Raw genomic sequence first — 18094 nt, forward strand, 5'->3', positions numbered from 1 at the left:
AGGTTGGGCGTCATCAAGCCGACGGACGGCCGGGCGCTGCCTGGCACGGGACACGTGATGGGGGCGGACATGTCAATGCCAAAGGGATCGAACGCGCCGGTGCCGACGGCGGCACTGCGGGTCGAGGTGGGCTGGCGCTCCGGACCGGGGGTGCCCGACGCGGACGCCTCGGCCCTGCTGCTGGTGGACGGGAAGGTCCGCTCCGACGCCGACTTCGTCTTCTACAACCAGCCCGCGCACGCCTCCGGCGCGATCCGGCACGAGGGCAAGCGGAACGCGGGCGGGCGGGTCACCGACACGCTCATCGTCGACCTCGCGCGCGTGGAACCCGCCATTGACCGGGTGGTACTGGCCGCCTCCGCCGACGGGGGCAGTTTCGGCCAGGTGCCGGACCTCTCCATCGACGTCCGCCAGGACGGCCAGGGCACGTCGGTCGCGCGCTTCGACAGCACGGGCGCCACCGTCGAGACGGCCTTCGTCCTCGGCGAGTTCTACCGCCGCCAGGGCGCCTGGAAGTTCCGCGCCGTCGGCCAGGGCTACAGCAGCGGCCTCGAGGGTCTGGCGACGGACTTCGGGATCACCGTGGACGAGCCCCAGCAGGCCGCGGCCCCCGCACCGCCGACGGCGCCGCCGCCCACCAGGCCCCCGCCCCAGGCACCGCCCGCCGCACCCGTGCGGCTGACGAAGGTCACGCTCACCAAGGCGGCCCCGTCGGTGTCCCTGAGCAAGCAGGGCGGCACCTCCGGCGCGATGCGGGTCAACCTCAACTGGGAGGTCCGCAAGCAGTTCTCCGGCTGGGGCCGCAAACTGGGCCGGTCCGTCGCCATGCACTCCGACCTCGACCTCGACCTGTGCGCCCTGTTCGAACTGAGCGACGGCAGCAAGGGCGTCGTCCAGGCCCTCGGCAACGCCTTCGGGTCCCTGCACCAGCCGCCCTTCATCCACCTCGACGGCGACGACCGCACCGGAGCCGTGGCGACCGGTGAGAACCTCACCGTCAACCTCGACCACAAGCAGTACTTCCGGCGCATCCTCATCTTCGTCACCATCTACGAGGGCGCCCGCTCCTTCGCCGACCTGCACGCCACCGTCACCCTCACCCCGCAGCACGGCGCCCCCATCGACTTCTCCCTCGACGAGTGCACCGTCCCCTCCCCGGTGTGCGCGCTCGCCCTGATCACCAACAACGGCGGCGACCTCGTCGTCCAGCGCGAGGCCCGCTACCTCGTCCCCGAGCGCGGGGTGAGCCCCCAGCGGACCGTCGACTACGCCTACGGCTGGGGCATGAACTGGACCCCCGGCAGGAAGTGAGTCACCCCTCGTCGGCGACCGTGTCCGGGCGCGCGTAGGTGCGGCCCTTCCAGGCCGCACCGCGCCCCTGGTGGTGCCGCACCGCGGAGTCGACCGTCATCAGCAGGTACAGCGCCGCCGTGAACGGCAGCAGCGGCGCGAGCCACGGCGGCTGCCGGTAGTAGCGGAGCATCGGCAGATACGTCCCCGCCATCACCAGCCACGCCGCCGCGCCCAGCACCGCCACCACACCGTCGCCCCCGGCCGCCCCCACCACCAGCGCCACCGGCGGCACCAGATAGACCAGCACCAGACCGGCGACCGTCCCCGCCAGCAGCAGCGGACTGTGCCGCAGTTGCGCGTACGCGCTGCGCGCCACCATCCCCCACAGGTCGTGCAGCCGGGGGTACGGGCGCACGCTGTCCACCCGGTCGGCAAGCCCCAGCCAGATGTGCCCGCCGCCGCCCTTCACGGCCCGCGCGAGCGCCACGTCGTCGATGACCGCGTGCCGGATCGCGTCCGGGATCCGCGCCCGCTCGGCCGCCTCCGCCCGCAGCAGCACGCACCCGCCCGCCGCGGCCGCCGTCCGGGCACCCCTGCGGCCCACCCGGCGGAACGGGTACAGCTGGGCGAAGAAGTAGACGAAGGCCGGGACCACCAGCCGCTCCCACCCGCTCGTCACCCGCAGCCGGGCCATCTGCGAGACCAGGTCGAACCCGCCGGTCCGGGCCGCCGCCACCAGCCGCCGCAGACTGTCCGGCGCGTGCGCGATGTCGGCGTCCGTCAGCAGCAGGTACTCGGGCCCACGCGCGCGTGCCAGCCCGATGCCGTGCCGGACGGCCCACAGCTTGCCCGTCCAGCCCGCGGGCGGCTCACCCGGAGAGGCCACCGTCAGCGGCAGCCCGCCGTGCCGCTGCGACAGCTCACGCGCGAGGCCCCCGGTGCCGTCCGTGCTGCCGTCGTCGACCAGGAAGACCTCCGCCCGCCCCGGATAGTCCTGTGCCAGCAGCGACGGCAGGCTCGCCGCCAGCACCGCCGCCTCGTCCCGCGCGGGCACCACCACACAGACCGGCGGCCACACCTCCGGGTCCCGCGGCGACGGCAGCCTGACGTCCGTACGCCAGAAGAACCCCTGACCGAGCAGCAGCCACAGCCAGGCGGCCAGTGATCCGGCGGCGGTCCACATCAAGGTGCCCATGCGCGCAGTGTGCCCCAGCCGACGGGCCCGGCAGGGCACATCGTCTATCGTGGCCGGGTGAAGATCGCGCTCATGGACTCCGGAATCGGACTGCTGGCGGCCACCGCCGCGGTACGGCGCCTCCGCCCCGACGCGGATCTCGTGCTCTCCCTCGACCCCGACGGCATGCCCTGGGGCCCGCGTACCCCCCAGGACCTCACCGACCGGGCGCTCGCCGTCGCCGAGGCCGCCGCCGCCCACGGCCCGGACGCCCTCATCGTCGGCTGCAACACCGCGACCGTGCACGCCCTGCCCGCCCTGCGCGCCCGCTTCGAACCCGGCCTGCCCGTCGTCGGCACCGTCCCGGCGATCAAACCGGCCGCGGCCGGCGGCGGCCCCGTGGCGATCTGGGCCACCCCCGCCACCACCGGCAGCCCCTACCAGCGCGGCCTCATCCAGGACTTCGCCGGCGGCGTCACCGTCACCGAGGTGCCCTGCTGGGGGCTGGCCGAGGCCGTGGAGCACGCCGACCAGGCGGCCGTCGACGCCGCCGTCGCCGCGGCCGCCGCGCTCACCCCCGACGACGTGACCACCGTCGTGCTGGGCTGCACCCACTACGAACTGGTCGCCGAGCGCATCCGGGCCGCGGTACAGCGCCCCGGCCGCCCGCCGCTCGTCCTGCACGGCTCCGCCGGGGCGGTGGCGGCCCAGGCACTGCGCAGGCTCGGTGAGGGCGCCGCGCCCGAGGCGGCGCCCCTGGGTTCGGTGACGGTGCTGCTGAGCGGACGCGCGGGCACCCTGCCCGCCCCCGCGCTCGCCTACGACGAGGGCCGCCTCCTCCCGGCCGTCAGCCCCGTGCGCCGCTGAGCGCCCGCGGCGGCCCCCGGCGTCTTGATCACTCTCCGCGACGGGGTACGCGCGCACCGAAACATGAGTAGTCTCAAAGGCATGAGGGACCACCTTCGCGGCGGCCACACCTCGCACCCAGACGTGTGGACCGGACGCGCCACCAACCGGATCCAGTGGCTGCTGGCCGTGCTCGGCGCCGCCTGCATGGCGCTCGGCATCGGACTCGCCGTGGACTCCGCCTGGACGTCCGGCGTCGTCCCCCTGGTGATGGCCGTCGTCGGCTGCATCGCGGCCGGAGTGCTGGTCCTCTTCGGCACCCTCGCCTTCGTGCACGTCGCCCTGCGCGTCGACAAGGAGTCGTTGGAGGTGCGCTGCGGCCACATCGGCGTACCGCGCCGCCGCATCCCCCTCTCCCGCGTCGCCGACGCCGAGTTCGCCCCGCACGTCACCCCCCGCCACTGGGGCGGCTGGGGCTACCGCTGGCGGCCCGAGAAGGGCACCGCCGTCGTCGTACGCCGGGGCGAGGGCGTGGTGCTGCGGCTGTGGGACGGCCATACGTTCACCATCACCGTGGACGACGCGGAGGCCGCCGTACGCGTCATCCGCGACCGGCTGCGGCCCGGCGCACCGGGACCCGCCGCCCGCTGAACCGGACCGCTCAGAGGGCGGGACGGTCGTTCCCGGCCGGGGCCGGGGACTCCCGGGTGAGCGGGCGGGCCGTGGCCAGCCCGAGCAGCAGGCCCGCACCGGCCGAGACGGTGGTGAAGCTGAGCGCGTTGCCCACCGCGGCGATGCCCGCCAGCGCCGTCAGGGCCGCCCCCGCGGTGAGCGCGACCGGCGTCGGGCGCGCGGTGCGCCACAGCGCGACGAGCATCCAGCAGAACGCCGCCCCGAGCAGCAGCACCCCGACGACGCCCTGCTCGGCCAGCTGCTGCAGCGGCGCCGAGTGCGGCTTGCCGTCGGACAGCGTCAGCCGCGCCACCGCCGGGCTCAGCTCCCCGAACCGGCCGGGCCCCGCGCCGAGACCGGCGTCGCGTCCCGCGATGTCCAGCGCGTCGTGCCACAGCTCGACGCGGTGCGCGGTCAGCTGACCCTCCAGTGCCACCGCGAGCCCGTCCGGCAGCCTCCTGGCCGCCACCGCCCAGACGGCACCGGTCACCGCGGCGGCGGCCAGCGCCAGCCCGGCGAGCCCGGCTCCACGGCGGCGCATCCGGCCCGCGGCCAGCGAGCAGAGCAGCACACCCGCGCAGGCGATCACCCCGATGGCGGAACCGAGCACACCCGCGGTGACCACCGCTCCGGTGCCGAGCAGGCCCAGGGCCCACCGCGCGCCCGCAGCGGTCGTGGACCAGGCCGCGCAGCAGGCGGCGCCGGTGGCCAGGGTGAGCAGCGCGGCGACGGCGCCGCTGTGACCGAGCGGGGCGCCGGGGTGCGCGCCCGGGGTGAGGTGCGGCACGGCCACCGCGAGACCGATCCCGGCCATCGCCCCGGCCGAGGGCGCGGCCACCGGCAGCACCGCCCCCGCCATCCGCCCCGCCGCATGCCCCGCGGTCACGGCCAGCACGGCCAGCAGGACACCCTCCGGGCGGCCGTCGTGCGCGGCGGCCGTGATCACGGCCCACCCGGCGCAGGCCGCGAGGACGACGACGCCCGCCGCGTCCGAGGAGCTGCGTCTCGCTCCCTCGGCATCCGCGCCGGACACCGATGTCATCCCTGTGGACCCCACCCCGCGTCCCCCCGCGCCCCGGTCGCCCCCGACCCGTGATCGTGCCGTCGTCGTGTGCGTGACGTCCGGCTCCGGGTCACCGTAACGGCTGGCGGGCGTTTTGGGGATGAGGGGAGCGTGGATGCGCGGAAACGGTGCGGCGGTGGTGCGGGGGCACGGGACCGCGCTGTCGGCGGCCAGGTCAGCCGCCGTACACTCCCGGAGTGACCGTCACCGCAACCTCCGTCGGCCAGCCGGACCAGGCAGAGCCCGTGACCGCGCGCCGATCGTGGTCCGCGCGGCTGCTGCGTCTGGTCCCGGCCGCCGTCGCCGCGCTCTCCGGGGTGCTGCTCTACGTCAGCTTCCCGCCGCGCACCCTGTGGTGGCTGGCCCCGCTCGCCTTCGCCGGGTTCGGCTGGGTACTGCGCGGCCGCGGCTGGAAGGCGGGCCTGGGCCTCGGCTACCTCTTCGGCCTGGGGTTCCTGCTGCCGCTTCTGGTGTGGACCGGTGTGGAGGTCGGGCCGGGGCCGTGGCTGGCCCTGGTCGTCATCGAGGCGGTCTTCGTGGCGCTGGTCGGCGCCGGTGTCGCCGCGGTGTCGGGACTGCCCGGCTGGCCGGTGTGGGCGGCGGCGGTGTGGATCGCCGGGGAGGATGCACGCGCGCGTGCTCCCTTCAACGGCTTCCCCTGGGGCAAGGTCGCCTTCGGCCAGGCGGACGGTGTCTTCCTGCCGCTGGCCGCGGTGGGCGGCACCCCGGTACTGGGCTTCGCGGTGGTGCTGTGCGGCTTCGGTCTCTACGAGGCGGTGCGTGTGTTCCTCGAACGCCGCGGCGGCGCGGTCGTACGACGGCCGGTCGCGGTCGTGGCGCTGCTGAGCCTGGCCCTGCCGGTGCTGGCGGCCCTGGCGGCGCGGTCGCTGGTCAGCGACAAGGCCGAGGACGGCACCGCGACGGTCGCGGTCATCCAGGGCAACGTGCCCCGTGCGGGACTGGGCTTCAACGACCAGCGGCGAGCCGTCCTCGACTACCACGCGCGGGAGACGGAGCGGCTGGCCGCCGAGGTCCGCGCGGGCCGGGTCGAGCAGCCCGACTTCGTGCTCTGGCCGGAGAACTCCTCCGACATCGACCCCTTCCGCAACGCCGACGCGCGTGCCGTCATCGACGGCGCGGCCAAGGCGATCGGGGTGCCCGTCTCGGTGGGCGGGGTGGTCGCGCGGGACGGGAAGCTGCTCAACGAGCAGATCCTGTGGGACCCCGACAAGGGACCCGTGGACACCTACGACAAGCGGCAGATCCAGCCGTTCGGCGAGTACCTGCCGCTGCGCTCGCTGCTCGACGCCGTCAACGAGAGCTGGACCAGCATGGTCCGCCAGGACTTCAGCCGGGGGAGCGAGCCCGGCGTGTTCACCATGGACGGCGCCCGCGTGGGCCTCGCCACCTGCTACGAGGCCGCCTTCGACTGGGCCGTGCGGGACACCGTCACGAACGGCGCCCAGCTGATCTCCGTGCCCAGCAACAACGCCACCTTCGACCGCAGCGAGATGACCTACCAGCAGCTCGCCATGTCCCGGATCCGCGCCGTCGAGCACAGCCGGACCGTCACCGTCCCGGTGACCAGCGGGGTCAGCGCGGTCATCATGCCGGACGGGCGGATCGCCCAGCGCACCGGCATGTTCGTCGCGGACTCGCTGGTCCAGGAGGTGCCGCTGCGCTCCTCGAAGACGCCCGCCACCCAGCTGGGCGTGGGGCCGGAGATCGCGCTGCTGCTGGTGGCCGCGGGCGGTGCCGGCTGGGCGGTCGCCGCCGGTGTGCGCGGGCGGCGCGCGGGTGAGGTGTAGCCCTGCGACCGCCGTACGCCCCCGGAACCGGTCCGGGGCCCGGGGACGGCCCGTTAGGGTCGGCGCCATGGCTACTCCTGACTTCATCACCACCCTGCGTGCCTCCGCCGGTCATCAGCTCCTGTGGCTCCCCGGAGTCACCGCCGTCGTCTTCGACGACGACGGCAGAGTGCTGCTGAACCGTCGATCGGACACCCGCGAGTGGGCGGTGATCGGCGGCATCCCCGAGCCGGGCGAGCAGCCCGCCGCGTGCGCCGTACGGGAGGTCGCGGAGGAGACCGCGGTGCGCTGCGTCGCCGAGCGGGTCGTCCTCGTCCAGGCGCTCACCCCCGTCACCTACGACAACGGCGACGTCTGTCAGTACATGGACATCACGTTCCGCTGCCGGGCCGTCGAGGGGGCGGCACGTGTCAACGACGACGAGTCGCTGGAGGTCGGCTGGTTCGCGGTGGACGCGCTGCCGGAGCTGAACGAGTTCGGTCTGCTGCGGATCAAGCAGGCGATGTTCGAGGCCCCCACATGGTTCGAGCCCACAAGCCTCAGCTGAAGTGTGGGTGGCCGCCACATGGGGTGGGAGAGGGGCGCTCGAGACGACGCCGGGCTGACGGTGCTCACCGGGGCGGCCACGGGCCCGCCACGGCGTCACCTCCAACTGCGTGAACCCCGGCTATGTGCTTCACCCCCCTGGTCCGGCGGCGGCTCGCCGACCAGGCGAGGGCGCACGGCATCCCCGAGCAGCGCGTGCCGCGCGACGTGCTCCTCCAGGACACCGCCGCCAAACGCCTGATCGAACCGGACGAGGTCGCCGGGGCCGTCGCCCATCTGTGCAGCCCACAGGCGTTATTCCGCACCGGAGCCTCCCTCGTCCTCGACGGGGACTGGACCGCACACTGACCGCCGCGACCGGGTGGTGCCGAAGTTTTCCACAGGGCTGCCGGGGCGCCCGGGTGATGAGGAATCCTGTGAGCATGTCCCGTGATCACGTGCGGTCCGCCGAACGCCCGGCGGACGAGGCCGCGGCCGTCGACGCCGAGGCGCCGTTCCTGGAACTGCTCGCCCGGGGCGCCTCGGCGGACGCCTACGAGCAGCCGCTGCTGCTGGCCCGCGCCGCGGGCCACCCGGCCGAGCGGATCGGCGCGCTCGAACACGCCAAGCTGCTCGCCCTGCGCGTCCGCTCCGAGCTGGAGGGACGCCGCCGCCGCGAGGCCGAGCTGTCCGCGCTCTTCGAGACCGCGCACGACCTCGCCGGACTGCGCGACCTCGACGCCGTGCTCCGGGCCATCGTGCAGCGGGCCCGCTCCCTGCTCGGCACCGACGTCGCCTACCTCAGCCTGAACGACCCGGAGCGCGGCGACACCTACATGCGGGTCACCGAGGGCTCCGTGGCCGCCCGCTTCCAGCAGCTGCGGCTCGGCATGGGGGAGGGGCTCGGCGGCCTCGTCGCCCAGACCGCCCGGCCCTACGTCACCGACGACTACTTCGAGGACGACCGCTTCCAGCACACCTCCACGATCGACGCCGGGGTCCGTGACGAGGGGCTGGTCGCCATCCTCGGCGTCCCGCTGACGCTCGGCCACCACGTCATCGGGGTGCTCTTCGCCGCCGACCGGCGCGCCAGGGTCTTCGAGCGGGCGCAGATCGCCCTGCTCGGCTCGTTCGCCGCGCTGGCCGCCGCCGCCATCGACACCGCCAACCTGCTCACCGAGACCCGCTCGGCCCTCGCCGGTCTGGAGCGCGCCAACGAGATCATCCAGGACCGCAGCGGAGTCATCGAACGCGCCTCGGAGGTGCACGACCGGCTCGCCGAGCTGGTGCTGCGCGGCGGCGGCGTCCATGACGTGGCCGCCGCGGTCGCCGAGGTCCTCGACGGCACCGTCGAGTTCACCGAGGCCGCCGCCGCGCCCGCCGAAGCCCTGGAGGCCTCCCGCGCCGAGGGACACGCCGTGCCGCACGCCGACGACTGGATCGCCGCCGTCGCCGCCGGTGGCGAACTGCTCGGCGCGCTGGTGCTGCGCGGCCACCCCGGACTCGACCCCGTCGACCAGCGCACCCTCGAACGGGCCGCCATGGTCACCTCCCTGCTGCTGCTCGCCCGGCGCTCCGCCGCCGAGGCCGAGCAGCGGGTCCGCGGCGAACTCCTCGACGACCTGCTGGACGCCCGCGACCGCGACCCCCGTCTGCTGCGCGAACGCGCGGCCCGGCTGCGCGCCGACCTCGACGCCACCCACGTCGTCCTCGCCGCCCGCCTCGACGGCACGGCCGCCGACGCCGAACAGAAGGCGGACGCCCGCCGCCGACTGTGGTCCGCCGCCTCGCACCTCGCCGCCACCCGGCACGGGCTGGCCGCCGCCCGTGACGGCGGCACCGTCCTGCTGCTGCCCCTCACCCCTGGCGACACCGCCACCGGCCTGGCCCGCCAGACCGCCCGCCAACTCGGCACCGCCGTCCACGAAGCGGTCACCGTCGGCGCCTCCGCACCGGTACGGGACCTCGCCGAGCGCCCCGACACGGTGACGGCCGCCTACGCCGAGGGCCGCCGCTGCCTGGACGCGCTGCGCCTGCTCGGCCGCACCGGGGACGGCGCCGCCGCCGAGGACTTCGGCTTCCTCGGGCTGCTTCTGGCCACCGACCGGGACATCGCCGGGTTCGTCGACCGCACCATCGGCCAGGTGGTGGCGTACGACGACCGCCGCGGCACGGATCTGCTGCGCACCCTCGACGCCTACTTCGGCTGCGGCATGAGCCCTGCCCGCACCAAGGACGCACTGCACGTCCACGTCAACACCGTCGCCCAGCGCCTGGAGCGCGTCGGCCGACTTCTCGGCGACGACTGGCAGAGCCCGGCCCGTGCCCTGGAGATCCAGCTGGCCCTGCGCCTGCACCACCTGTCCGCCCCGGACCGCCACTGACCCCGCACACGGGCCGGTGGCGATCAGCGGGGCGGGCGCACCGGCCGCGACCGACGAGAACCGCGCGCCGACGGAGGCGCCGAGTAACGCATCCGGGTCGCGAACATCTCGGAGAGGAAGGCCGCCCGCGGCGCGTAGGAAGGCGCAGGTCAGAGGCGTATATGGTGAGCACCATAGTTCTGGGCGCGGGAGTGAGTGTCCGCACTGTCTCGTGCGGGGGGCAAGCGGTTGTCAGTGGCTCCTTGATACGGCGTTAGTCTTCTCCACGCGTCGCGGCCCGCGTCGTGTGGAGATGTTCGAGAAGGAACAGGACAGGACCATGTCGGGAGAGACCTCGCCCTCCGGGAAGCGCTCCGGCCACGGCTCGTCGCCCGAGTTGCGGGCCTCCCACGCGGACCGGGACCGGGTCGTGGACGTGCTGCGGATCGCCGCGGGGGACGGCCTGTTGACGGCGGAGGAACTGGACGAGCGGCTGGAGGCCGCCCTGTCCGCGCGCACCCTTGGCGAACTGGCCCCGCTCACCGCCGATCTGCCGGCGGCGGAGGTCAAGGACGTCGTCCGGATCGAGCAGGTGCACAGTGGCGCCATCCGGCGCACGGGGCGCTGGGTGGTACCGCGCCGGCTCGAACTCGCCGTGACCTTCTGCGAGGTGGAGCTGGACTTCACCGAGGCGGTGACCACGCACGACACCCTGCGGATCGATCTGGCCATGACGGGCAAGACCCTGACGCTGGTCACCAGGCCGGGCGTCGTCGTCGACACCGACGGCCTCCAGCTGGTGCACAGCAGGGTCAAGTACCGCCAGGGTTCCGCGGATCCTCGTACGCCGGTCGTGCTGCGGGTGGAGCTGGTGGGGCAGAAGGCCTTCGGGCGGGTTGTGGTGCGGCCGCCGCGCCGGACGTTCGGGCAGTGGCTGCTGCGCAGACCCGCGTCCGGTGCCCTCGACGTCTGATCCGGTGGACCGGTGTCACGTGTTCCCGGCGCCCTCCCTGATCGCCTCGCGGATGCGGAGGTACGTGCCGCAGCGGCAGATGCTGCCGATGCCGTCGAGGTCAGCGTCGGTCAGGGCGCGGCCCTCCTCCGCGACCCGGCGGACGAGCGCGACGGCGGCCATGATCTGGCCGGGCCGGCAGTAACCGCAGTGGGCCACGTCCCGGTCCAGCCACGCCTGCCGCATGGGGCGCAGGTCGCCCACGGGGACCGCGCAGGGGTTGACGGCCCGGCTGTCGAGGTGGCTGGTGCACGCCTTGCAGACGTTGATGCCGCGGCCGTACTTGGGGCCGGTGACACCGAGGAGGTCGCGCAGGACCGTCACCCGCATGCTGCCGGTGTTGAAGCTCCTGTCGGTCTCGCTGAGCAGGCGGCTGTTGGCGCCGAAGTCGTAGGGCATCGACTGGGAGAGGTGGAAGAACGTCCGCGAGGACCCGATGTCGCCGACCGGCAGCCGCGCGGCCAGGGCGGTGAAGATCTCGCCGAGGCCGTGCCCGAGGCCGGTCGCCACACTAGTGCCCCTCTGTATCTCCAGGGGAGCGCAACCGCGGCGTGAACGCCAGGGGCGGCGCGGAATCAGGGGAGAGGCGCCAGGTGCGCGCTCGCTCTCCACCCGGGCCGTGGCGTTAGTCTGATCCTCATGCCGGACCACTCGTCACCCGTCATGAGCAAGCCGCCGGTGCGGATCCGGCTCGCCGACGCCGCCTTCGCGCTCTTCGACGAACGCGGATACGAGCAGACCACCGTCGACGAGATCGCCGAGCGGGCGGGCGTCGGGCGGACGACGTTCTTCCGGCACTACCGGTCCAAGGAAGCCGTGATCTTCCCCGACCACGACCGGCTGCTCGACCTGATCCGGGACCGGCTGTCGACGTCCAGCCACAGCACCGCCCTGGTCGCCGTCTCGGACGCGGTCCGCCTGGTGCTGCTGCACTACGTCGAGGAGGGCGATCTCGCCCGCCGCCGGTACGCGCTGACCAGCAAGGTGGCCGTGCTGCGGGACCGGGAGATCGCCAGCGTGGCCCGCTACCAGCGGCTGTTCCGGGAGTTCATCGCCGAATGGATGGGCGACCCGACGGCATCGGCCTCGCTGCGGGCCGAGCTGATGGCGGCGTCCGTGGTCGCGGCCCACAACCACGTGCTGCGGCGGTGGCTGCGCGGGGAGTCCTCCGACCCGGTGGCGGAAGTCGACGAGGCGATGCGCGAGGTGCTCGCGCTGTTCCCGGCGCCCTCGGCGCGGGACGGCGACGGCGCCGGCACGACCGTCGTCGCCTTCCGCAGCGGCCAGGACCTCGACGCCCTGCTCCCCGCGCTGCGACGGCTGATCGAGGGGACGCCCGGGCGCTGACGCCGACGCGCGCACCCACCCCCGCCTCACTAGAGTGGGTCACAGGGGACCACCCGCTCTGGGGGTCAGCACATGTCTTCGCAGCCACAAGCGGTCCTGGACGCGGCCGAGATCACCCAGGCCGTGCAGGACCTCAACCATTCGGTGACCCTGATCGCGGGGAAGACCACCGTCGTCCGGCTGTACCTGAGGAGTACCTCCGGACCCGCGGTCTCCGTGCGGGGCGCCATCGCCGTCCGCCGCTCCCCGGCGGAACCGTCCACCACGATCGCCTCGGTCAACACCGTCACCCTCGATCCGGCCCAGCCCCACGACCTCGCCACCCGTCGTGGGGACGCCGGACTCAGCCTGAACTTCGTGCTCCCGTCCTGGCTGACGACCGAGGGAGCGCTCGGTGTCGGCGCGGTCAACGTCGTCGACGCGACCGGCGGGCAGCCGCTGCCGCTGACCGGGCCCGCCGGTCCGACGGTCTGGTTCCGCGCCGGGGCGCCGCTGCGGGTGCGCGTCCTCGGCATGCGCTACCGGTACGGCAGCCCGCCCACCGTCCGCGCGCCGCGGGAACTGGACTACCGGGCACTGCTGTCCTGGCTGGGACGCGCCTATCCCGTGGCCGAGGTCATCAGCAGCCGCGGAGTCGTCGACGCGATGGCCGTGCCCGACTTCACCTCGGACGACATCAACGCCCAACTGGCCGCCCTGCGCGCCCTGGACATGAGCGCGGGCGCCGACCAGCGCACCCACTACTACGGGGTGGTCGCCGACAGCGGGTTCTACATGCGCGGCTCGGCCGCCGGGATCCCGGCGTTCCCCGACCCCGGCACGGTGGCCTCGGGACCGACCGGGCCCGGCAGCTTCGGCTGGGACTTCGACGGCGTGTACGGCGACTGGTACGGCGGCCACGAACTGGGCCACACCTTCGGCCGCCGCCACCCCGGCTTCTGCGGGGAGAGCCACGACGACCTGCTGAACTACCCCTTCGACAACGGCCAGTTGGGCGACGCCACGCACGGCTACGTCGGCTTCGACGTGGGCGACCCGGCCCTCGGCGTACCCATGCGGGCGCTGCCCGGCGAACAGTGGCACGACGTGATGACGTACTGCGCGCGCCAGTGGCTCAGCTCGTACACCTACGACGGCATCAGGCGCCGTCTGCTCGCCGAGGACGCCCTGGTGTCGGGCGGCGCCCCCGAGGCGGAACCCGTCCCGATGCCCTCCTCGGCGCACTGGGCGACGACGGTGGCCGCGGGGACGGGCACCGGCAGCGGACGCCCCGACGACCGCGACCCGGCGCGGCCCGTCACCACGGTCCGCAGGGCGGCGCACGCCGGGGAGACGGCGGGACCGTCACCCGACGGCGGGGGCCCGGGGCAACTCGTCAGCATCGTGGGGACGGTGAACCTGACCCGGCACGAGGGCGGCATCCGGTTCGTGCACCCGGTGGAGCCCTCGGCGGTGGTGCCGGGCCCGGCGGGCGCACCGGCCCCCGGCGGCGACCAGGGCGGCCCGACCGCAGTGCTGAGGGTGCTCCAGTCCGGCGGGGCCGCGCCCCGGGAGGTCCGGGTCCCGGTCAAGCTGGGCTCGGAACCGGAGCCCGGCGCCGACCGCACCGGCCTGATCGACGCCGTGACCTCCGTCGGCCCGGCTCCCGAGGCCGTCGAACTCCTCCTCGACGGCGACGTGGTGGACACCTTCCACCCGGCGGGCAGCCCACCGGAGCTGCGGGCGGCGCGGGACGCGGGCGGCATCGACGGCATGCTCCGCATGACGCTGGAGTTCGACCAGGACACCGAGCCCGACTACTCCTACTCCGCACAGATCAGCGCGGACGGCGGACGCACCTGGCGCACCGTCGGCGTCGGCCTCAAGGAGCCCACGGTCGACGTCGACCGCGGCCAGTTCCAGCCGGGCGACGACGTACGGCTGCGCATCACCACGACCAACGGCTTCACCAGCACGACGGCCGAGACGCGGCTGTCCTGACAGGGCTATTCCAGGGCGGCCCGGGTTCAGGCCCCGCGCAGCCAGTCGTCCGTCACCCCGTGCAGGGCCGCCTCCTCGGCGGGGCGCGGGCGGGAGTCGTCGACGCGGTACGACAGCTGGTCGAGCACGGTGACGACCCCGTCGAGGCGGGTCGTCATGCCGATGGCGACCTTGACGTCGCTGCGCCGCTCCAGCCGTCCGGTGAGCGTGACGACACCGTCCCGGACGGTGATGTCGACGGCTTCCGGGTCGACGGCGAGGGTGTCGGTGAAGACCCGGCGCCGGATCTGGTGCCGGATGTGCTCGTCGGTGCGCAGGAATACCTGGAGGAGTTCGCGCCGGGTGACGATGCCGACGAGCCGGTCCTCGTCGTCCACCACGGGCAGCCGTTTGATCTCGTGCTCGGCGAGCAGCCGGGCGGCCTCGGGGACCGGGGCGTCGGCCCGCACGGTGACGGCGGGCACCGACATGACCTCGCCCACCGTCCCGGTGCGCGAGCGGCGGAGCACCAGGTCGCGCTCGGAGATCACCCCGATGACCCGGTCGTCCCCGTCGACCACCGGAAGCCCGCTGACACGGTGCTCCCGGAACAGGCCGACGGCGTCCTCCAGCGGCGTGCCGGGGTCGGCCGTGATGACGTCGCGGACCATGAGCGCGCCGATGCTGGTGGCCTTCATCGCTGTTCCTCCTCGACCGGTCGCGGACTCGCCGGTGCGGACCCGTGCGGGCCCGTGCGGACCCGGTGTGGGCCCGTGCGGACCCGGTACGTACTCGGTACGGCCCCGGTGCGGCCCTGGATGTCGCTCCTCGTGGAGCCCACGCCTTCAGAATCCGTCGCGCGGGCTCCTGCCGCACAGGGCTGAGCGGACCCCGGGTCGGGCCGACCGGCCCTGGGCAAGGTGTCCCGTCCGGCCCGGCGCCCGCCCCTGATCAGCGAGCCTGACGCACCGCGCGCGGCCCGCGTCCGCGCGGCCGGGCCACCGGCAGCTCGCCCTCGCCGGTGACCGCGCCGGGGTGGCCGACCGTGCCGAGGCTGAGCAGGACGTGCCGTTCGGCGACCTCCTCGGCGGTGAGGGGGCCGTCGGCGCGGTACCAGTTGGCGACGCCCTGGCACATGACGAGGACCGCGCGGACCGCGTCGGAGGGGATCGGGGTGGTGAAGACACCGCGGGCGATGCCCGCCTCGACGGTGTCGAGCAGCATGTGCTGGAGGTAGTCGCGCAGGGCGACGTAGCGGGCCCGGTTCTGCGGCTCCAGGCTGCGGATCTCGGTGTCCAGGAAGGCCAGGCCCTTGCGGTGGGCCATGTAGAGGACGATCGACTCGACCATGCCGCAGAAGCGGCGCAGCGGATCGTCGCCCGCCTCCGCCGCGGCGGCCCGGCAGCGGTCCAGGACGTCCTTCATGGACGTCTCGAGCAGGGTGGCGAGCAGGGCCTGCTTGTTCTCGTAGTGGTAGTAGAGGGCGGGCACGGTCACGCCGACCCGGGAGGCGATGTCGCGCACCGAGGTGCCGTGGTACCCGTGCTCGTTGAACGCCCGCATGGCGTGCAGCAGGATCGGGTGCAGTTCGAGCGGCCCGTAGGAGCGCCAGTGCTGGGTGAGGGGTGCGGTGTCCTGGCTCGGCTCGATGCTCAACGCCTCTCCTCGCTCGTGATGCTTGTCGATCGCTCAGGCGACGCGGTGCTCTCCCGGTGATCGGCACCTTGAAAACCGAGTGTGACACAGGAGTTGACCATCCGCCCCCTCGCTCCTACGTTCTTAGCGAACGCTCAGTACGTTCCAGGTGTGCGGAGAACCGAGAGCACTCGAACTCGTGAAGGGCCCCGTGAATGGAACTGTCCACCCCCCTGACGTACGCGGGAGACCCGCGCATCGCCGCGGACCAGGCCGCCGCCCTGGAGCCCGCGGGGCTCGACGCCGTCTGGGTGGCCGAGGCGTACGGCTTCGACTCCCCGACGATCATGGGCTATCTGGCCGCCCGCACCGAGCGGCTGCGGGTCGGCTCGGCGATCCTCAACGTCTACTCCCGCACCCCCGCGCTGATCGCCCAGACCGCCGCCGGACTCGACGCCCTCACCGGAGGCCGCGCCCTGCTCGGCATCGGCGCGTCCGGGCCGCAGGTGGTCGAGGGCTGGCACGGCCGCCGCTACGACCGCCCGCTGGGCCGCACCCGCGAGGTGATCGAGCTGTCCCGGCGGATCTGGCGCCGCGAGGTGATCGAGCACCAGGGCATCACCGACCTGCCGCTCCCGCCCGACCAGGGCACCGGCCTCGGCAAGCCGCTGAAGCTGCTCACCCACCCGGTCCGCGACACCATCCCGGTGTACGTCGCCGCGCTCGGCCCCGCCAACGTCCGTATGACCGCCGAACTCGCCGACGGCTGGCTGCCCTTCCTCTACGCCCCCGAACACGCGGCCAAGGTGTGGGGCGACTCGCTCGCGGAGGGCGCCGCACGGCGCGACCCGGCGCTCGGACCGCTGTCCGTGGTGGCGGGCGGACTTCTCGCCATCGGCGAACACGCCGCGGACGTCCGTGACCTGATGCGCCCCACCGTCGCCCTCTACGTCGGCGGCATGGGCGCGAAGGGCCGCAACTTCTACCACGACCTGGTGTGCGCCTACGGCTACGAGGCCGAGGCCGCCGCGATCCAGGAGCACTACCTGGCGGGCCGCAAGAAGGACGCGGAGGCCGCCGTACCCGGCGAACTGCTGGAACTGATCAGTCTGGCGGGCCCGGAGGGTCATGTGCGCGACCGCGTCGAGGCCTTCCGCGAGTCGGGCGTGACGATGCTCAACATCACCCCCGTCGGACCCGAGCCCGCCCGGCTCGTCGAGCGCGTGAGGAGCTGGTTGTGACATGGAGAGGGAACTCTACGGCCCGGAGCACGAGGCCTTCCGTGAGACCGTCCGCACCTTCCTGACCAAGGAGGTGCTGCCGCACCACGAACGGTGGGAGCGGGAGGGCGTGGTCGACCGCGAGGTGTGGCGGTCGGCGGGACGCCAGGGCCTGCTGGGGCTCGCCGTCGACGAGGAGTACGGCGGCGGGGGCACCGCCGACTTCCGGCACAGCGCCGTCCTCATCGAGGAGTTCGTCCGCGCGGGCGCCTCGGGTCTCGCGCTGAGTCTGCACAACGACATCGTCGGGCCGTACCTCACCCGTCTCGCCACCGACGAACAGAAGCGGCGCTGGCTGCCCGGCTTCACCTCCGGCGAGATCGTCACCGCCATCGCCATGACCGAGCCCGGTACCGGCTCCGACCTCCAGGGCATCCGGACCACCGCCACCGACCAGGGCGACCACTACCTGCTCAACGGCGCCAAGACCTTCATCTCCAACGGCATTCTCGCCGACCTCGTCGTGGTCGTCGCCCGCACCACCCCCGAGGGCGGCAGTGGCGGACAGAGCCTGCTGGTCGTCGAGCGCGGCACGCCCGGCTTCGAACGCGGCCGCAACCTAGACAAGATCGGACAGAAGGCCCAGGACACCGCCGAACTCTTCTTCGACGACGTGCGGGTGCCCAAGGAGAACCTGCTGGGCGAGGAGAACCAGGCCTTCACCTACCTGATGGCCAACCTCGCCCAGGAGCGGCTGGCCATCGCCGTCGGCGCGGCCGCCGCCGCGGAGGAGATCCTCGACGTCACCACGCGGTACGTGAAGGAGCGGGAGGCCTTCGGCAGGCCGCTCGCCCGGCTCCAGCACATCCGCTTCGAGATCGCCGAGATGGCCACCGAGGCGGCCGTCACCCGCGCCTTCGTCGACCGCTGTATCACCGAGCACGACCGGGGACGGCTCACCCCCGTGGACGCGTCGATGGCCAAGTGGTGGGCGACCGAACTCCAGAAGCGGGTCGCCGACCGCTGTCTGCAACTGCACGGCGGCTACGGCTACATGACCGAGTACCGGGTCGCGAAGGCGTTCGTCGACGGCCGGGTCCAGACCATCTACGGCGGCACCACGGAGATCATGAAGGAGATCATCGGCCGGTCCCTGCTCGGCTGAGCGCTTCCGTCG

Annotated in this window: 16 protein-coding genes and 1 pseudogene; 12 read left to right on the forward strand and 5 right to left on the reverse strand. The window is 73.7% G+C overall.

The features are described from left to right. Nucleotides 1-75: 75 nt before the first annotated feature. On the forward strand, nucleotides 76-1311 hold the full coding sequence (locus KBY47_RS06640; protein WP_247694341.1) for a TerD family protein: 1236 nt from the start codon (nucleotides 76-78) through the stop codon (nucleotides 1309-1311). Between the two features lies 1 nt (nucleotide 1312). On the opposite strand, the gene KBY47_RS06645 is transcribed toward KBY47_RS06640, so the two are convergent. Next, nucleotides 1313-2488 (reverse strand): glycosyltransferase, encoded by a 1176-nt coding sequence (locus KBY47_RS06645; protein WP_210920006.1) that lies wholly within the window; start codon nucleotides 2486-2488, stop codon nucleotides 1313-1315. A 57-nt stretch (nucleotides 2489-2545) separates the two neighbouring features. On the opposite strand from KBY47_RS06645, the gene KBY47_RS06650 reads away from it, so the two are divergent. Next, entirely contained in the window at nucleotides 2546-3334 is a 789-nt protein-coding gene (locus KBY47_RS06650; RefSeq protein WP_210920007.1) for a glutamate racemase, read from the forward strand. Between the two features lie 81 nt (nucleotides 3335-3415). Next, nucleotides 3416-3964: a hypothetical protein gene (locus tag KBY47_RS06655; protein ID WP_210920008.1), complete on the forward strand. Its 549-nt coding sequence runs from the start codon at nucleotides 3416-3418 to the stop codon at nucleotides 3962-3964. A 10-nt stretch (nucleotides 3965-3974) separates the two neighbouring features. Here KBY47_RS06655 and KBY47_RS06660 read toward each other — a convergent pair whose 3' ends face one another. Further along, nucleotides 3975-5027 (reverse strand): O-antigen ligase, encoded by a 1053-nt coding sequence (locus tag KBY47_RS06660; RefSeq protein ID WP_210920009.1) that lies wholly within the window; start codon nucleotides 5025-5027, stop codon nucleotides 3975-3977. A gap of 218 nt (nucleotides 5028-5245) precedes the next feature. On the opposite strand from KBY47_RS06660, the gene lnt reads away from it, so the two are divergent. The 5 genes and pseudogenes from lnt to KBY47_RS06685 all read left to right on the forward strand — a co-directional run bounded on the left by lnt (nucleotide 5246) and on the right by KBY47_RS06685 (nucleotide 10717). After that, nucleotides 5246-6856: an apolipoprotein N-acyltransferase gene (lnt, locus tag KBY47_RS06665; RefSeq protein WP_210920010.1), complete on the forward strand. Its 1611-nt coding sequence runs from the start codon at nucleotides 5246-5248 to the stop codon at nucleotides 6854-6856. Nucleotides 6857-6923: 67 nt separating this feature from the next. Further along, nucleotides 6924-7403 carry an NUDIX domain-containing protein gene (locus KBY47_RS06670; RefSeq protein ID WP_210920011.1) on the forward strand — a complete coding sequence of 160 codons (480 nt, stop codon included), beginning with the start codon at nucleotides 6924-6926 and terminating at the stop codon, nucleotides 7401-7403. 82 nt (nucleotides 7404-7485) lie between these two features. Further along, nucleotides 7486-7750: pseudogene (locus KBY47_RS06675) on the forward strand (SDR family oxidoreductase); the annotation flags it as partial. Nucleotides 7751-7824: 74 nt separating this feature from the next. Further along, the gene (locus tag KBY47_RS06680; protein WP_210920012.1) at nucleotides 7825-9765 is read left to right on the forward strand and encodes a GAF domain-containing protein; all 1941 of its coding nucleotides are present in this window, start codon (nucleotides 7825-7827) and stop codon (nucleotides 9763-9765) included. A gap of 319 nt (nucleotides 9766-10084) precedes the next feature. Beyond that, entirely contained in the window at nucleotides 10085-10717 is a 633-nt protein-coding gene (locus KBY47_RS06685; RefSeq protein WP_210920013.1) for a DUF1707 domain-containing protein, read from the forward strand. A gap of 15 nt (nucleotides 10718-10732) precedes the next feature. On the opposite strand, the gene KBY47_RS06690 is transcribed toward KBY47_RS06685, so the two are convergent. Beyond that, complete coding sequence (locus KBY47_RS06690) at nucleotides 10733-11266, reverse strand: 2Fe-2S iron-sulfur cluster-binding protein (RefSeq protein ID WP_308405067.1); 534 nt, start codon at nucleotides 11264-11266, stop codon at nucleotides 10733-10735. Between the two features lie 153 nt (nucleotides 11267-11419). Here KBY47_RS06690 and KBY47_RS06695 point away from each other — a divergent pair, with 153 nt between their 5' ends. Further along, nucleotides 11420-12103, forward strand: a complete 684-nt coding sequence (locus KBY47_RS06695; RefSeq protein ID WP_210920181.1) for a TetR/AcrR family transcriptional regulator — start codon at nucleotides 11420-11422, stop codon at nucleotides 12101-12103. Nucleotides 12104-12175: 72 nt separating this feature from the next. Next, nucleotides 12176-14083, forward strand: a complete 1908-nt coding sequence (locus KBY47_RS06700; protein WP_210920014.1) for a hypothetical protein — start codon at nucleotides 12176-12178, stop codon at nucleotides 14081-14083. Nucleotides 14084-14109: 26 nt separating this feature from the next. Here KBY47_RS06700 and KBY47_RS06705 read toward each other — a convergent pair whose 3' ends face one another. Next, nucleotides 14110-14760: a CBS domain-containing protein gene (locus tag KBY47_RS06705; protein WP_210920015.1), complete on the reverse strand. Its 651-nt coding sequence runs from the start codon at nucleotides 14758-14760 to the stop codon at nucleotides 14110-14112. A 253-nt stretch (nucleotides 14761-15013) separates the two neighbouring features. After that, nucleotides 15014-15718 carry a TetR/AcrR family transcriptional regulator gene (locus KBY47_RS06710; protein ID WP_210920016.1) on the reverse strand — a complete coding sequence of 235 codons (705 nt, stop codon included), beginning with the start codon at nucleotides 15716-15718 and terminating at the stop codon, nucleotides 15014-15016. Nucleotides 15719-15912: 194 nt separating this feature from the next. On the opposite strand from KBY47_RS06710, the gene KBY47_RS06715 reads away from it, so the two are divergent. Together KBY47_RS06715 and KBY47_RS06720 are read left to right on the forward strand one after the other, a co-directional pair. After that, on the forward strand, nucleotides 15913-16938 hold the full coding sequence (locus KBY47_RS06715) for an LLM class F420-dependent oxidoreductase (RefSeq protein ID WP_210920017.1): 1026 nt from the start codon (nucleotides 15913-15915) through the stop codon (nucleotides 16936-16938). 1 nt (nucleotide 16939) lies between these two features. Further along, complete coding sequence (locus tag KBY47_RS06720; protein WP_210920018.1) at nucleotides 16940-18082, forward strand: acyl-CoA dehydrogenase family protein; 1143 nt, start codon at nucleotides 16940-16942, stop codon at nucleotides 18080-18082. Nucleotides 18083-18094 lie beyond the last annotated feature (12 nt).

The organism is Streptomyces sp. B93 (assembly GCF_018070565.1).
Classification (GTDB): domain Bacteria; phylum Actinomycetota; class Actinomycetes; order Streptomycetales; family Streptomycetaceae; genus Streptomyces.